A 16,207-nucleotide genomic window follows, 5' to 3' on the forward strand; every position below is an offset into this window, starting at 1 on the left:
CGGTCACGCGCCCTTGCCGTCGCTGAATTTTGCAATCGAGGCGGCCAATTCAGGATGATCCTTGGCGTAGACCTCGAGCGGAATGTCGGCGACCGCCGCCTGCCAGGCCTGCTGCACGGCGCGAACACCGGCGGCCGGGCCGCCGGGATGGCTGACGATGCCGCCGCCGCAGAGATAGAGGAGATCGACGGTACGGCCGGTGCGCTGATAGGTCTCCGGCGCCTGCCCGCCCCACTGGCCGGAACCTGCGACCGGAAGCGGGCGATCGGCAGTATCGAAAAGCGGCGCGCTGACGGCCTTGAAGGAAGAGACGAAGCTGTCGTCCGGCTCCCAATATTTTACCCTGATGCCGTTGATCTGGAACTGGTCGACGCCCAAGAGCCGCCAGAACTGCTGGTAGACCTTGAAGTCCATCCCGGCGCCCGGATCGCGCGTCAGCACGTCCCAGCCGTTTCGATGCGCGTGCAGCACCAGGCTCGAGCGCTTGCGCAGAAAGCTCATGCCGCCGAAGCCGATCGAGTTGATATTGACGACGGCGCAGTTGCCGCCGGCTGCAGCGACGATGTCGTGGTTACGCATCATCTCGTCGGGGTCGGCATGTGAGATGCCGAAGGCATACATGACCTTCTTGCCGGTCTTCTGCTGATGATCGAGAATGCGCGGCATGATCGCCGCGACGCGGTCCTTGAGCGGCGAATAGGCCGGGCTCATCAGTTTCTCGTCGTCCTTGATGAAGTCGACGCCCGATGCGATCAGCTCACCGACGAGTTCCGCCGTCTCGTGCGGCCTCAGCCCGAGCGCCGGCTTGACGATCGTGCCGATGATCGGCCGGCCTTCGACGCCGGTAAGGCGGCGGCTGCCCGGAATACCGAACTGCGGGCCGGGATGGGCGTTTCGGAAGGCGTCCGGCAGCTTCATGTCGACGATGCGGATGCCGGTCATGCCCTTGATCGAATAGACGCCCCCGATCGCGATCGTCATCAACGCGGAGAGATCGGTGCCGATCGCCTCAAGCGGAAAGCCGATGTCGACGTCGGCGCGGTGGAGCAGCGTGCCGTGAGCCGCCTCCGGCCAGGTCGGGTGACGCCCATCCTCGAGCGGGCGGATCGCCAGCACCCGGGCGGCGACGCGCGCCTTCAGCTCCTCGGTCTCGCCCGAAACCGGCACGAAGGTCCCGGTCGACTGGTCGCTGGCGATCTTCTCCGCCATCGCCTCGACGCTGCCGGGCGTTTCGATGCGGTAGGTCAGGGTAATCATCATGAACCGACAGCTGCTCCTCGTAGCCTAAGTATATTGTCATGGCGTCAACTTATGATGTGGTATAATGAGTATTCCACCCATTGCAAAGGGGAATCTTCGGACGCGCAAATTTTCGGCCGCAAGCTTTGTCCTTGGTTCGGAAAACTGTTAGGAGGAGACATTTTGAGCCAGCGAGATCTCATGACCCAGCCCCTCGAACAGATCGTCCGCCGGAAACTCTCCGACGAAGTGTTTGATCGACTTGAGCGATTGATCACCTCAGGCGAGCTTCAGCCCGGCGACGAAATGCCCTCCGAGCGGGTGCTGATGGAGCGCTTCGGCGTCGGCCGCCCGGCGATCCGCGAGGCCATGCAGTCGCTCGCCAACAAGGGTCTCGTCAGCATATCGCACGGCGAACGGGCGAAGGTCTTGCGGCTCACGGCAAAATCGATCTTCCGCCAGGTCGACCTCACCGCCAAGATCATGCTGTCGCAATCGGCGGATTCGCTCGAACATCTGAAGAGCGCCCGCATCTTCTTCGAGCGCGGCATGGCCCGCGAGGCCGCGCAGCGGGCTTCGGCAAATGATATAAAAGACCTCAGGGCAATCATCGAGCGCCAGCGCGCCTCGCTCGGACGGGCCGAAGAGTTCATCGACGCCGATATGGAGTTCCACACCCGTATCGCCCAGATCTCAGGCAATCCGATCTACATTGCCGTCAGCGAAGCCATGCTTGCCTGGCTGAAGGAATATCATACCGAGATGCTGATCTGGACCGGCAAGGAAAAGTTCACGCTCGCCGAACATGATGAGATCGTTGATCGGCTCGAAGCTAATGACGTCGACGGCGCCGAAACGGCAATCCTGAAACATCTCGAGCGGTCGCGCGCGCTCTATGCCAAATAACGCGTAAAAATAAAGGTCGCATCGAGAAAATTACGAAGTGTCCGGAACGCTGCAGTTCCATAAATAGGCGATCCCACATGATTGAGATTGTCGGTTCAGATAAATTCAAGAGCAACTAAAAGAAACGAGAGGGGCGAAGGCGCTCAAAAAGCGCTATGGCATTTGTCATTCATCTGCATACCATCTCACCGGAAAGTGGAGATAGCTATGGCTGCAAATGTGCGCGCTCGAGCACGCCCTCCGCGCAAGCGAGCAATTCCAGGCCTGTCGCAGTCAACTGGATGCTGCCATTGAGCCGATCAAGAAGCTTGACCCCCAACTCCTCTTCCAGACCGGATATCCGGAGCGAAATGGCAGGCTGGGTGATGTGAAGCCGATTGGCCGCGCGACCGAAACTGCCTGACGCGATGGAAACGCACGTTTCCATTTGCCTGAAATCCATCGCCGCCCTCATTTACAAAACTTATGGGATACAGGCGGCATGACATCCGTCGTGCTGGATCGACATGGCGATTACGGGGCTGAGCTTGGACGCCCTGGGATGTGACTTAGAATAGATTTGGAGAAGCCGCCATCGACGCAGAGGTCTTGACCGGTAATGTAACTCGCAAGTGGGCTTATCAGGAACTCAATCGCATTAGCAATGTCTCTTGGATCGCCGATCCTCGAAAGTGGGATTAGATCCTCTCTTGCCCGCTTGATCGCTGGATCGGCGTACATCTTTGCAGACATTGGAGTGTGGGTCATTCCCGGAGAGACTATATTTGAGCGGATGCCATCGGGCGCCCATTCTAGAGCGAGGGTCTTCGCAAGCATAGTTAGCGCCGCTTTGGTGGGACTGTATGCACCTGATCCCGCATGGGGGACTTGTCCCGACATTGACGATGTGAAGCATGCTGCGCCTCGGCTCTGCTTCAAATGCGGGTAGCAGTACTTGGCCAGAAGCCATGCCCGCGAAGGTTGACAGCGAACATCTTGTCCCAATCGGCAACCGTCAGATCACAGATGTTTCCGGGGCTCGCCACGCCGGCATTGGCAACGAGAGCGTCTAGACCACCGAATTCCGATACCGCCGCCTCTACGAGCCTTGGGGCCACATCGACATCGGCCAGGTCTCCGGATAGCTCAATAGCATCGCCTCCCAACGCGCGCACCGAACGCGCGACATCCTGTTGCCCTTCGGATGAACCAAGGCCACAGACGGCGATTCTTTGCTCGCTCGCCTCTTGATGCCGCGGCTTCGGCGATCCGGATGCAAACCGCAGCGCCAATTCGGCGACTTCCTCCACTGACTAAAACTCTCATAGACGCTTCTCCCGATTGAATAATTCAATATTATGGAAATCGCTTCCAATTCGCAACCTAGTTCTAGATATATAGCGAGTTCTGAAATTTCAGCCCACATGCTGAGCGAGATGTTGCCGTAACTAGGTGAATGTCCATCATTGTCACACTGGTGCGGGTAGATCCCCACTGGGTATCCAGCTCTTTTAGGTGGATTACCGCATGCAAAGCTCATTCCAGCCACCGAAGGCCCGGAAGATTCGCCCGCATGGAGAGTGATTGCGATACGGGTTCATCAATCAATCCTCCAGCCCCTTTTCTTGAGCTCCTGCAGTCCTTTGTTAATTTCCAACAGCGGTTCTTCTTCGCGAATAATCTCGAGAACGACGCAATCGATGCTGAAAACTGAATCGACGGCGCGCCCCAGACCTTCAAAATCTACGACCCCCGTGCCGATAGGATCGTGCCCCCACACGTCCGTTCCAGTATCTGAGATATGCACGAGACCTATGTGGGCGCGTGATGTGATCGAAGACTGGCTACGGGATCCTCGCCGATATAGGCCGCGTTTGCGACGTCGTAGACGATACTTAGATTTTCGCTTTTAATTTCATCGACGACGCCGACGAGTTCACCAATCGTTGGCCTGAAACAATATGGGGTATTCTCCATGAGTAACCGCACGCCGGCCTGCTTCGCAACCGGCAGAAGCACATCGAGACTTTCATATAGCCAGCCAAGAGCTTGAGGAACCGTGGGGGAAATCATTGGGCGGCGCGTTCCTGGAGAGATCACGACGTCCGTCACTCCCCAATCGACTGCAAGCTGGATAACATCTTTGATATGGTCCGAGCTTTTGCGCCTCATGTTTGCGGCCGGGCTGGCGAGGTTGATGTCGTATCCGCCAGCGTTCAGCGACCTGACGGTCGCGCCATGATCGTCGAGCTGCTTCTTCGCATCAGATCGCAATTTTGCCGACATCTCGTCCGGCCAGCAGTGAGGGGAACTTACGGGAACCTCAAATACCTTAAAGCCATGTCTGGTAAGCTCAGCCATCGCCTCCACCGCAGTGGATTTCCAAAGATAGGAAAAAGTGTTGATGATCATTGATGTCTCCCTGTCGCTTGGTGCGATTCGAAGCTGTGTTGACCGTGGCTCCGGCATTACCCGTGGACAGCGGCAACCCAGGTTTGGTTGATAAAAAGTGTTCGCCGCACGTAGACCCTCGATCGTGATCCACGCGCCATAGCTGTCGCTCTGCCGATGCGCTCAGGCATGAGCTTCATGTCAGAGCTTGGAAAACCCGAAGAAAGACCGCGTGGGCAATCGGGAAGGGGGTACCGGCTCGTATGCGACAAGGCTTTCACAGTGAAGACGGGATTCAGCTGCATTGCTTCAGCCTCCTTGTCTCGCGGCTTCACTAAGCCCGAAATTCAGCACAGCATGCTCGCCGAACTTGATGGACACGTCGCCCGGACCGGAAACGTCGATTGCACCGCAGAGGCTCCCCGTCGTGATGATCGAGCCTGCTGTGAGCACTGTTGCAGGCCTCGATCGATTGTTTGCGTAGTCGCAGAGCCAGGTGAGCGGATCTTTCGTCGGGTGGTGTCCGGCAGCGTCGAAGCCGACTCCGCCGTTGAGCCGAACTTTGAGAGGAGTGTTCGTGCCGGGCTGAAGGACTGTTAAGGGCAGGGCTGGCCCTCGTACGTACCCCATGTTTCCTAGGCGATCTGCTAGGAAGGCGGGGAAGGAAATGGTGCCGCCTTCCGAAATGCCGCTCCAAACCATTTCAGCGCCAAGGTAGGCGTTGGAAATCGCGGCCTCGATGTCGGCGCGCTCATAGATTCTATCCGTGCGAACAGGCAGATCCTGGCAAAGCTCAACGGTAATTTCCACCTCGATTTTCATGCCCCTTCGCCAGGCGATTTCCACATCGGGAGGATTAGCCACATAGGGATGAAGCGGAGCGGCGACGGGGTCGCCGCCGGGCGATTTGGCTACTTTCCAGGCGTTGACGTCTGCTCCTTCAAGCTTCGTCAACTGGCTCTGTACGTCGATCGCATCCTCAAGCGCTACGGGCACTGCTACGAGCTTGACTGTGAGTACCTGGCTTCCGTCATGACGCAGGCTGTATAGCTGTTGAGCCAATGCAATAACGTCACGGGTGGCTAGCATAGAAGTCATGTCTGCCTCTTGGTCATTTCAACGGCGTCGCCTGAACGATGAAGGTATCCGGTTCGTCCCGATCAGTGCCATGGACGACGGCGCACTCGGCGGAAGATCGTGGTAAGAGCAAAACCGACGGCCACCGCTTGTTAGGATGCCTGATTGATCCGCTCGCGAAACGTCTCCGTCCCCTGCTGAATATGGTCCAGAAGATCCATGACTGCCCAGTGCCGCTCGGCGATGTCATAATCCGTTACACGAGAATGGATGCTGTCAAAGGTGCCAAGGCGCTTGTGCCAAACCTTGGCCAGACCAGGATAGCCCATCGGTTCAGCCATCGCTGCGAGCGCCAGGAAGATTTCAAGTTCGCGGCGCAGATCGCTGTCTTCCGAAGCGTGCTTGTAAAGCCAAGCGTAGAGGTCGGGGTGGATATTGGTGAAGACGCCAGAGAAGCCCTTCGAACCAGCGCGAATAGCGGCTGAGGCGATGGCTGCATTGGCGTTAACAATCGCAAAGCCGGAATCGCCGGAGAGAGCGACGCGTCGTTTAACGGTTTCAAGATCACAGGAGACATCCTTCAGCGTTACGAAGCGACCGGTATCGCGGCACAGCTTGAACTCGTCATCGCTCAAGAGGCGGCGATAGGGAGCCGGGCATTCGTACAGACCGAGGGCCAGGTCGCTGGGGAGCCAGCTCAAGATGGCGTCGAGGCTGGAGCGAAGTGCTTCGGTTCCTGCATTCCTTGTGTCGAGCCTGTTGCTGACCAGGACCAGCGCATCGATCCCTGTTCCGGCCATCGCCACCAGTTCGGCGCGCTGGTCATCGCGACTGTCGCTAATGTGTCCTGACGAAATGACCCGGACACGCCCGGCAGCCAGCGAGACAACTCTCTTGGAAAGCTCAACTCGCTCTTCCAGCGATAGCTTCTGCATCTCGCTCGATTGGCAGACGGCAAAGAGGGTGTCGGCGCCGTTGGCGATATACCATTCAACCAGCCGCTCAAGACCCTCCCAATCGATCCGGTTATCCGGTGTGAACGGGGTAAGCATGACGGGGACGATACCCTGGGCTTGGATCTTCATGATGAGTCTCTCTCTTTCCTGATTGTCAAAGCGCGGTTCCTGCTGGCAGACCTGCCGCAAAACCCGCCATCAGGCGGATCTGCGCCAGCAGCATGTCATTGCCGTCAGACACCGTTGCACCGGCTGCCTTGGCGGCGCGCAATAGGGCCGTTTCGCCGCTTAAGCTGGCGATATCGGCGATGAGCATGTCGGGCCTTATGGCGGAAGCCGGCATAGGGAATTTGCTGTCTCCCTTGACGCCGATCGGCGATGCATTGACGACGATATCGTAGTCCCATCCTGCCGATCCATCGACCGCAACTGCGCATTTTTCACCCCGGAAGGTGTTGACCATAGCCGCGGTGAAGGCGACTGCTTCAGCAGAAAGGTCCATAAGATCGATCCTCGCAGCGCCTTCCTCAGCGAGGGCAAACGCGATAGTGCGACCAGCTCCACCCGCTCCGACAATCAGCACGCGGGCGCCGCGCAGTCGGGACTTTGCCTTGCCAAGACCGTTAACAAAGCCGACACCATCAAAAAGCGCGCCGTGCATCTGGCCGTCCTCTCCGCGCTGCACGCAGTTGACGGCGCCGACTGCCTTTGCTGTCGGCGTGAGGGTTGAACACCTCTTGGCCGCTGCGACCTTATGAGGGATCGTGGTGCTGATACCGCAGAGGTTAGGAATGGCAGAGAAAATATCCCACACTGCCGGGAAACGTTCGGCGGTTATCAGGAATGGCACTGCGTAAATGTTAACGTTCGCGGCGGCAAAGATCGGGTTAATCAGCCGCGGCGTTTGGACCTGGTGGATTGGATCGCCAAACACAGCGTAGACACGTGAGCTGCCATCGAGGTTAGGAATACTCGCTCGCATACGTTCACTCCTCGCTGAACAGGCTACGGCAGCGATCGATCGCGATATCCATCACCTCAGCCGGGTCGCGAGACCACCAGTCGGTGGAGAAGATTTCGACCTCAACTGCTCCCTTGTATCCGGCACTTCGGACCATCGAGTAGATGCCGCGCAGATCTATGATCCCATCTCCCATCATGCCTCGATCGGTCAGGAGATGCCGCGTTGGAATCAGCCAGTCATTGACGTGAAAACCAAGAAGCCAGCCTGCGTCGCCCGCTCGTTGGATCTCGGCTGGCAGGCGCTCGTCCCACCAGCAATGATAGACATCGACGACCACTCCGATGCCCGGGCCCAGTGCTTCGCACAGAGAGTTTGCATGAGACAAACTGGAGATGACGCTGCGGTCGCCGGTGACCATAGGATGAAGTGGCTCAATGGCCAGCTTCACTCCAATTTTTCGTGCGCTGTCGAGGACTTTGCCAATTGAATCCTCGATTCGTCGCCTTGCTGAACCCAGATCCTTTTCATTGTCTCGCAAGCCTCCGGTAAATAGGAAGACATGATCAGCCTCAAATCTGGCGGCCCGCTCGAGCTCTGCTTCGGCCTGGTCAAGGGAACCCGCTGACAACGGCCCAACACGATTGTATCCAGAGACCGTCATTCCGAGATCATGCAAAACAGAGAGGGCGTCATTTTCCCCGACCTTGGCAATTTCGTCTCCCCATACGGAAACGGTCTGCAGTCCTCGTTCCGCGCTCAGTCGAAGAAAGGTCAACATATCTGCTCTCTCGCGCACAGTGGCGTGGTTGAAAACAATGTCGGTCATCGGCCCTCTTAGTCTTTAAAAATCAACAGTTCTTCGACCGTGGCTTGGTCGCAGACGCGGTGTCGGGATTGCGTCGGTCAATTGGCAAGCGGACGAATTTTTTAACCGACACCCAAGCCCCGTCGTATTTGCCGTTTACTCAGGCAGCCTTCCCCGCATAACGGCGAACTTCTGGCGCGAGCCACGGCGAAACGTAGCCGCGGTCGGCCTCTTCGATGAGCGATCCCGGCGGAACAAGCTCGTCGATCCGGTCAAGCGTCGCGGACTTGAGAACTGTCTCAAATCCCGCTTCCATGCTCTTGAACTGCTCGAGCGTGCGAGGTCCGAGGATCACAGACGTCACAGCGGCATGCGCGAGTGGGAATGCTTGAGCCATGTGCATGAGGGACAAACCTGCCTCCGTCGCAACGCGCTCAAGTTCTGGAAGCAGTTCCAGTTTGCGCCTATTGCCCTCGCGCTGCATGTCGAAGCGGGTTTGCAAGATGGGATAGTGTTGTCCCCACTGCCCTTTGACGCGCTCGGCCCTGGATCCTGGCGGCGGTGAGCCATCGGTCTTGTACTTGCCAGTTAACCAGCCGCCATTCAGCGGGCTCCACGCGGTAAAACCCATACGGTAATGTTGAACGGCGGGAAGGGTCTCCCTCTCCACAGCTCGTTGAAAAATCGAGTAGGGCGAGCTTTCATTGATGAATCGCGCCGTCTTGTTCAATCGGCTTACGGATTGTGTTTCTGCCAGGTACCAGCTCGGCAATGTCGAACAGCCGATATACCGAACCTTGCCCTGGGCCACGAGATCGTCGAGGGCACCGAGTGTTTCATCAAGATCGGTCTGAAGGTCGGGCCGATGCATTTGGTAAAGATCGATGTGATCGGTATTCAGTCTTCGCAAACTGTTCTCGACCTGTTTCATAATCCAGTAGCGCGACGCGCCTTGTTCGTTGCGCCCTTCACCGGCTGCCAAACGAAACTTGGTCGCAAGCACCACTTTGTCTCGACGGCCTGTAATCGCTTTGCCGACGATCTCCTCGGATTCACCATGGGAGTAAGTGTCAGCAGTGTCGATAAAGTTGATGCCGCGATCGAGTGCACTGTGCAGGATGTCTATGCACTCTTTCTCGTCAGTATTCCCATCCGATCCGTAGCTCATCGTGCCCAGCATGTACTCGCTGACCTGAACTCCGGTTCTTCCAAGATTGCGATATCTCATGGCGGATGCCCTTCATCAGTTTGAATGTGGCGCATTGGCCCATGGTTCGCGCGCACGATCTGAGATCGCATGGCACAGCACCACCCGTCGGCCTTTCAGCCGTCGTTGAGCGAGGAATTAAGGCCGCCCAAACCAATAATTTTTAGTCGACGCTATTCCGATGACGTCTGTCGATGGTCGTCTCGGAAAGGAACTGGATGGCGGTGACTCTCCCCGCCATCCAGCCTTGTTACGAGGAGGCTTGGCTTACTGCGCCTTCGCGAGTGCCGCTCCATACCGCTCGATCAGCTCGTCGTAGGCGTCTGCCGGCGATCCGTCTTTCAGGATCATTCTCTGGAAAGCTTCGCCCAAGATGGTGTGATAGGTCGAGAGAATAGGGGTGTAGGTCACAGTTTGCCCGCGCTGCGCGACCAGGTCAGCCCACTGCTTCTGGTCCTTGCCGGCGTCGCTTTGGAAATATGGCGAAGTGTATGCCGATTTGCGCGATACCACTTCGCCGCCCTCGGCTGCGAACGCCTGCGCCTCCGGCGACACCATGAATTTCACGAAGGTCCAAGCGGCATCGGGATTGGCAGTCTTCTTGTTGATCGCAATATTGTAGCTGTAGACCGTCTGTTTGTCGTTTGCCGTATAACCGGGAGCCGGAGCCCACGCCAGATCGTCGCCGCCACCTTGCTGCTTGACCGTCTTGTAGCGATAAACGCCAAACACCGCCGTTGCTGCACTGCCAGAGCGAAGCGCGTCGTGCAACTCGTTGAACCCCATCTGGGCGCTGCGAAGCGGAGTCACCTTGCACTTCGTATAGAAGTCTTTGATCGTTTGCGCCGCCTTGATGAACGACTCCTTCGAAAAGGCAATCTTACCATCAGGGGTAAAGTACTGACCGCCGTTTCCAGGCAGCATCGTACTCAGGAAGAATTCTCCGAGGCTCTGGGCACCGCCAAGACCGCCTGTCCCTCCAAGCGGTACGGCAAAGGTTATGGTATCGGACTGAGCGAATTTGTCGCCTAGGGCGCAGACTTCACCCCAGGTCGTCGGGGGCTTGACGCCTGCCTTCTCCAACATGCTTTTGCGGTAGAAGAGGATTGGAATACGGAAGTCTTGCGGGAGAGCATAAAGCTTTCCGTCGACCTTCGTGTTCGACAGAGGCAGGAGCCAGTCGTCATCCGGAATTCCGTCCTTCTTCACCAGATCGTCGAGCTGGAGAAGATTTCCGGTTGCAGCGAATTCGGAAACGGCAAAGCCGACCACGCGGATCACGTCCGGTGTCTGGCTTCCGGACTTGATGGCGCGGGCTGCTGCTCCCCCGGTCGGATCGACAAGCAACTCGATCTTGATGTCCGGGTTCTTCGCCTGAAAAGCATCAATCATCTTCGTTTGGGCGGCAGACCGGGGATCCTTTGCATTGTTCGGATCCAGGAACGTCTGGTAGATGATCTTCGTGCTCTCGGCAAAGGCCTGTGGAGAAGCGAAAGCGAAGATGGCAGTGCCAATGGCCAGCGCCGCGGATGATTTGATGAATTTCCGTTTCGATATGGTTTGCATGCGTCTTCCTCCCAGGTTGAACGAGTTGCTGTAAAGTTGGTGGGTCATCAGCCTTTGACGGCGCCGGCCGTCAGACCGGAGATGAACCACTTTTGAACGAAGCCGAACATGAGGATGACCGGTGATGATGCGACCATCACAAAGGCCATCATGTAGGACCACGAAATGCCGACGGCGTCGAAAACCTGGTTGACAAGGGCGACCTGCAGGGTTCGTTTTGCGACCTCGGGCGCAAAAACGGCCACCGTGATATAGTCATTCCAGGTTGTCACAATGCCGATTGTCGCCACGGCCGCTATACCCGGACGGATGAGCGGCAAGATCAGAGCCCAGATAATTTGAAACCGGGAGGCACCATCGATCATGGCGGAATCCTCGATCTCAATCGGAACGGCTTCGACGAAATTTGCGATAAACCAGACTGTCTGAGGGATAATCCGCGCGCAAAGGATGATCGTCACCACGATGCCGCTGTTGAGCAAACCAACCGTTTCCAGCAGATAATAAGTTGGAACCAGCAACGCGACCCCTGGCACCATCGAGGTCCCAAGTATCACCAGCATCAAGGTTCGTTTACCTTTGAAAGAAAAGCGCGCAGCGGCATAACCTCCAGGGATCCCCACGAGGAGAGCTATGATTACGGCACCGACGGAGTAGGCTACAGAGTTCCAAAGGTCGGTCAAGAAAGCCGGGTCCTTGAAGACCTTGGTGTAGTTCTCCAGAGTGGGTGAATTGGGCCATAGGGTAGGGGGCACAACCACCGCTTCTACTTCTGTCTTAAAAGATGTCGCAAAGGCCCAAAGAACTGGCCCGAGAACGATAATCCCGATGACCAAGGATCCCAGGATCGCGGGCATCTGTCCGCTTGTGCGGTTCGAGAGAGCGCTACTCATATCAGAATCCTATCCGGTAACGCGGCCAGTCAGCCGGGTGTAAAGAGCACCAAGGGCGACATTGATAATGAGGACGACGATCGAGACGACGGCAGTCGGCCCAATGTTGACCGCCTGAACGGTTCCACGGAAGGCCTCAAAACTGAGGGTGGTGGTTGATCCCAGCGGTCCTCCGCCCGTCATGACAATGATCAGCGTCATCAAGGTCAGGTACATGATGGAAAGCGTCAGCGCCGTGCTGCCCAACGTGGGAAGTATTTCGGTGAGCGTGACGTAACGGAACTTCACGAACGCGCCGCCTCCATCGATCTCTACCGCTTCGTAGAGTTCTTTCGGTATGGACTGCATGGCCGCTGTCGCCATCACCATGACATAGGGGAACGACCACCAGGCTGTGACGACGATGATGAGAGGCAAGGCCATTCCTGGATCCCCCAACATCAGGCCGGGGTCGATACCCAGCTTCTGGATCACGTAGGGTATGGGCCCGAACGAAGGGTTGAGGAGCCAGAGCCAGATGCTGCCGACGACTGACATGGATAGCGTCCAGGGGAAAAGGATGAACACCCGCAGCGCAGAACCTGTGACGCCCGCCCGGTTCAAGACCAGTGCTGAGGCCATTCCAAGGATTATGGCACCGGCCAGAGATCCCCCGACGTAGGTCAGGGAAATCACGGTCGTGTCCCAGAACTCTGATGAGCTTAGAACTTCGACGTAATTGGCGAGACCAGCAAAGCCAACGAGATCGTAGTATTTCGTTTTCTGAAAGCTCAACCAGAACACAAAGATCGTCGGATAGAGGGTCACAAGAAACAGGATCACGATAGCAGGCGTGAACCACAGAAAGGGGGCCCAACTAAAGCGGTTTGCATTGTCAGTGGCGTCCACGACGTCGCTCGCCAGGTGCGTCGCGCTTTGATTGGTGCTGACTTGTAGAGGTGGTATCGACATTCGATTACTGTTCCCCTGTGGCCGTCTCAGGCAGAGTGGGTAGCGTAAGTTCTCAGGACAGGCGCCTGCCGGTGCTTTCGCTGAAGAGGTGGACGCGCGAAAGATCCGGAGCCACGATGATGGTCTCGCCAACTTTCGGAAGAACTCGATCTCGGAATATGCAGACGATGGTTTGAGCGCCATGCCGAGCGATGATCTGGGTCTCGGAACCGGTCGGTTCGACGACTGTGACGGTGAGAGGCAGTCCATCGTCATTGAGAGTGAGATGCTCAGGACGTACGCCGTAGATCACTTTCTCCGACGTATCGGCCACGCCAGCAGGCAGAGGCAGCTTGTGCCCGTCCTCGAGGACGAACCGGCCTGCCTCCACTCGGCCGTTGAGAAAATTCATCGATGGCGATCCGATGAAGCCGGCGACAAAGACATTTGCGGGATAGTCATACAGCTCAAGCGGCGCACCGACTTGCTCGACATAACCATCGTGCATGACGACGATCTTATCGGCCATAGTCATCGCTTCGACCTGATCGTGGGTCACATAAACGGTCGTAGTTTTGAGCCGCTGATGCAGCTCCTTGATCTCAGCGCGCATTTGCACCCGCAGTTTCGCGTCCAGATTCGAGAGCGGCTCATCGAACAGGAATACTTGCGGATCGCGAACGATCGCCCGACCCATCGCCACGCGTTGACGCTGCCCGCCCGACAGTTCGCGAGGGTAGCGATCAAGAAGTTTCGTGAGACTGAGGATTTCAGCTGCGCGTTGAACGCGGGTCTCTCGTTCCTCGCGCGGAGCCTTTTTGAGCTTCAATGAGAAACCCATGTTTTCGGCAACGGTCATATGCGGATAAAGGGCATAATTCTGGAAGACCATGGCGATGTCTCTGGCCTTCGGCGGTATGTCGTTAACGGTGCGTCCGCCGATCTGGATCTCGCCGCCGGAGATATTTTCGAGGCCCGCGATCATCCGCAACAGAGTTGATTTTCCGCAACCCGACGGTCCGACGAGGGTTACAAATTCCCCTTCGTGGATATCGACAGATACGCCATGAAGCACGCGTACGGCGCCGTAAGCTTTGTGAACGGACTTCAGCTCAACATTAGCCAACTGTTTCCTCCTACTGGCCACCGAAACGGCCACCTGCCCCTAGCGCGATCTCCCCGATCGCTATCGGAACGTTATTCCATTAAGGAAAGCAGATGTCAACAGACGTCAGCGATGCGACACGTACGCTGTCAGCTACGAAGGTTTTTAGATAATATTTCCAACCACTTGCGACCTATTTGAAGCATTCGCTTGCGACGTAGGCGAGGCGATCCGATAAGGCCAAAGTTCGGAAAGTTCGTCGGCAGTGGCCTTCACCTGTTCCGCTAATTGAGGAAGTACGAGCGGCGAAAAGCGGTGTATTGGTCCTGCGATGCTCACCGTTCCAACAACCTGACCTCCAACGCGAATGACCGCGGCGACCGCGGCGACGCCGGGTTCAGCTTCCTCGATCGCAGTGGCCCATCCCCGTTCTTCGGTCTCGTCCAAAGCCGCGGAAAACGTCTGTTTTGAGGTAATAACCCGCGGACCTCCCAGGTCCGTTCGGCCCAGCCCACTTGCCACGGCCCTGGCTAACGCTTCCTCTCGATCCAGTGTCGCCAGCCATGCTTTGCCGTTAGCGGTCGTGTGCAATGGCACCTTCGCGACCAGTTCTGGCTGGTAAATCAGGCCGGAACGCATGCCTTGCGAATGGGATATCCACGTCAAACCATCGGGATCAAGGATCGCAATCCTGCCCAGCCCCTTGGTATTGCTTGCTAAACGGTCCAGAATCGGTTGGCATATGTCGGGGATCCGCGTCCCGGCCAGCAGCCGCTGGCCCATCACGGCTAGACGCAGTGAAAGTCGGTAGAACCCGTTTTCGGGATCCTGTTCGGCCCACCCTAAGTCACACAGACTGTTGAGCAGGCGATGCGCTGCGCTCTTCGGGACGTCCAGCCGCCGACTGATCTCGCCTAGGGACAGTCCAGTGGCGTTCTCGCTCAACAGCGTGATGACGTCGAAACAACGGTCTAGAAGGGATTTGACAAGTCGCATGATACCACGATATTCGATTTATCGGAACGATATTCCAATAGCACTACAGTAGGCGTTTCACAAGGAGCGGCTTGAGCGGCAGTTAGACAATCACACGCATCGTCGGTTCAAACCGCTGCGGCCTTCGAAGCGTTTAAACATGCCTGCTCGCCTTTATAAACCAGCAATTATGGAGTCGTGATGAGGATCGCAATATTCGACGTCAGCCATTGGCATTTTCCGCTTTACATCACTGCTCTCAGGGATCCGGGAATCGAAGTGATCGGCATCTCCGATAGCGCGGCATTCGCGGGGCCACGTTTCTCAGAATTGCTCGATTGTAAGCTGTATGGGTCGAACGACGAACTGATGGGGCAGGATTTCGACTTCGCGCTTGTATTCAGCCGTCATTCCGACATGGCCGAGCTGGCTGAGCGGTTGATTGCCAAGGGCAAACCGTTTCTGATCGAGAAGCCATGCGGGCTTCGTCTCGAGGACGTCCGTCGTATCCGCAAACTGTCCGAGAAACACGGCGTCTTCGTAAGCGTGCCTTTCATTCAACGCGTAAGCGATCTGGCTGATCGTCTCTCTCCGGCTGCGGGGTTCATGCCAGATGGGTTCCAGCATCTTTCCTTCCGGTTTGTCGTAGGCTCGGTGAATCGGTATGAACGAAACGGCTGCGCCTGGATGCTTGACAAGACACTCGCAGGAGGTGGGTCGATGCTGAATGTCGGTATTCATTTCATCGACTTGATCTCAGATCTGACAAAATCCCCCATCACCGAGGTCTCAGGCCAGGTCCAGATCTACCGGCCTGATGTGACCGTCGACGAACAGGCTGTCTTCACCTGCCGAACTGCCGCAGGACAGATCGGCGTGATCGAGACAGGGTATTTGTATCCCTCCACGGCCGACGATCAGCGGGATTTCGCCTTTTCGCTCTCGCATCGTCAATCCTACATTCGCGGTTACGCCGACCAGTTCTATGCTAAATCGCGGGAACAGGGGAAGGCTTCTGCGACCACCATCGAGTATAACACGGACGAGTATTACCCGGTGTTTCTCCGCCGCAGTTGGGCGGACCTCGAGAATGGTCACCCTCCTGTTGCAGGCTTGCTCGAAGCGGAGCGAGCATTGGCCGTCATTGAAGCAGGCTATCGTTCGGCCGCCAAGGGGGGAGCGCCCGAGGTCATCGACAGCACTATCTAGTTGTC

The 16,207-nt window shown here is 57.0% G+C and carries 17 protein-coding genes; 2 read left to right on the forward strand and 15 right to left on the reverse strand.

Annotation, left to right across the window (positions count from 1 at the left end; genetic code table 11):
• Positions 1-3 precede the first annotated feature (3 nt).
• Positions 4-1,260 carry a 3-oxo-isoapionate-4-phosphate decarboxylase OiaX gene (gene oiaX / locus PYR71_RS23870; protein WP_275621093.1) on the reverse strand — a complete coding sequence of 419 codons (1,257 nt, stop codon included), beginning with the start codon at positions 1,258-1,260 and terminating at the stop codon, positions 4-6.
• 180 nt (positions 1,261-1,440) lie between these two features.
• On the opposite strand from oiaX, the gene PYR71_RS23875 reads away from it, so the two are divergent.
• Positions 1,441-2,145 carry a transcriptional regulator NanR gene (locus PYR71_RS23875; RefSeq protein WP_183916364.1) on the forward strand — a complete coding sequence of 235 codons (705 nt, stop codon included), beginning with the start codon at positions 1,441-1,443 and terminating at the stop codon, positions 2,143-2,145.
• A gap of 205 nt (positions 2,146-2,350) precedes the next feature.
• On the opposite strand, the gene PYR71_RS23880 is transcribed toward PYR71_RS23875, so the two are convergent.
• From PYR71_RS23880 to PYR71_RS23940, 14 genes are all read right to left on the reverse strand, one after another.
• Positions 2,351-2,587, reverse strand: coding sequence for a LysR family transcriptional regulator (locus PYR71_RS23880; RefSeq protein WP_275621094.1), 237 nt, complete (start codon positions 2,585-2,587; stop codon positions 2,351-2,353).
• Between the two features lie 71 nt (positions 2,588-2,658).
• Complete coding sequence (locus PYR71_RS31065) at positions 2,659-3,129, reverse strand: SDR family NAD(P)-dependent oxidoreductase (protein ID WP_416340310.1); 471 nt, start codon at positions 3,127-3,129, stop codon at positions 2,659-2,661.
• On the reverse strand, positions 3,060-3,434 hold the full coding sequence (locus PYR71_RS23885) for an SDR family NAD(P)-dependent oxidoreductase (RefSeq protein WP_275621095.1): 375 nt from the start codon (positions 3,432-3,434) through the stop codon (positions 3,060-3,062). Before PYR71_RS23885 ends, PYR71_RS31065 begins: the two co-directional genes overlap by 70 nt.
• Before the next feature lie 502 nt (positions 3,435-3,936).
• Entirely contained in the window at positions 3,937-4,536 is a 600-nt protein-coding gene (locus PYR71_RS23890) for a sugar phosphate isomerase/epimerase family protein (RefSeq protein ID WP_275621096.1), read from the reverse strand.
• 288 nt (positions 4,537-4,824) lie between these two features.
• Positions 4,825-5,613, reverse strand: coding sequence for a 2-keto-4-pentenoate hydratase (locus tag PYR71_RS23895; protein WP_275621097.1), 789 nt, complete (start codon positions 5,611-5,613; stop codon positions 4,825-4,827).
• Positions 5,614-5,744: 131 nt separating this feature from the next.
• Positions 5,745-6,677 (reverse strand): dihydrodipicolinate synthase family protein, encoded by a 933-nt coding sequence (locus PYR71_RS23900; protein ID WP_275621098.1) that lies wholly within the window; start codon positions 6,675-6,677, stop codon positions 5,745-5,747.
• 25 nt (positions 6,678-6,702) lie between these two features.
• Positions 6,703-7,530, reverse strand: a complete 828-nt coding sequence (locus PYR71_RS23905; RefSeq protein WP_275621099.1) for a shikimate dehydrogenase family protein — start codon at positions 7,528-7,530, stop codon at positions 6,703-6,705.
• A 4-nt stretch (positions 7,531-7,534) separates the two neighbouring features.
• A complete protein-coding gene (locus tag PYR71_RS23910) occupies positions 7,535-8,338 on the reverse strand; it encodes a sugar phosphate isomerase/epimerase family protein (protein ID WP_275621100.1) in 804 nt (267 codons plus the stop codon).
• A gap of 139 nt (positions 8,339-8,477) precedes the next feature.
• Positions 8,478-9,545 carry an aldo/keto reductase gene (locus PYR71_RS23915; RefSeq protein ID WP_275621101.1) on the reverse strand — a complete coding sequence of 356 codons (1,068 nt, stop codon included), beginning with the start codon at positions 9,543-9,545 and terminating at the stop codon, positions 8,478-8,480.
• 246 nt (positions 9,546-9,791) lie between these two features.
• The gene (locus PYR71_RS23920; RefSeq protein WP_275621102.1) at positions 9,792-11,090 is read right to left on the reverse strand and encodes an ABC transporter substrate-binding protein; all 1,299 of its coding nucleotides are present in this window, start codon (positions 11,088-11,090) and stop codon (positions 9,792-9,794) included.
• A 47-nt stretch (positions 11,091-11,137) separates the two neighbouring features.
• Positions 11,138-11,983: a carbohydrate ABC transporter permease gene (locus tag PYR71_RS23925; protein WP_275621103.1), complete on the reverse strand. Its 846-nt coding sequence runs from the start codon at positions 11,981-11,983 to the stop codon at positions 11,138-11,140.
• 9 nt (positions 11,984-11,992) lie between these two features.
• Positions 11,993-12,934 carry a carbohydrate ABC transporter permease gene (locus tag PYR71_RS23930; protein WP_275621104.1) on the reverse strand — a complete coding sequence of 314 codons (942 nt, stop codon included), beginning with the start codon at positions 12,932-12,934 and terminating at the stop codon, positions 11,993-11,995.
• Positions 12,935-12,986: 52 nt separating this feature from the next.
• Positions 12,987-14,039, reverse strand: a complete 1,053-nt coding sequence (locus tag PYR71_RS23935) for an ABC transporter ATP-binding protein (protein WP_275621105.1) — start codon at positions 14,037-14,039, stop codon at positions 12,987-12,989.
• 144 nt (positions 14,040-14,183) lie between these two features.
• A complete protein-coding gene (locus tag PYR71_RS23940; RefSeq protein WP_275621106.1) occupies positions 14,184-15,014 on the reverse strand; it encodes an IclR family transcriptional regulator in 831 nt (276 codons plus the stop codon).
• A gap of 180 nt (positions 15,015-15,194) precedes the next feature.
• Between PYR71_RS23940 and PYR71_RS23945 the strand changes: the two genes are divergently transcribed.
• Entirely contained in the window at positions 15,195-16,202 is a 1,008-nt protein-coding gene (locus PYR71_RS23945) for a Gfo/Idh/MocA family protein (protein ID WP_275621107.1), read from the forward strand.
• Positions 16,203-16,207 lie beyond the last annotated feature (5 nt).

It is taken from the genome of Rhizobium mulingense (assembly GCF_029194105.1).
In the GTDB taxonomy this organism is placed as follows: Bacteria; Pseudomonadota; Alphaproteobacteria; order Rhizobiales; family Rhizobiaceae; genus Rhizobium; species Rhizobium mulingense.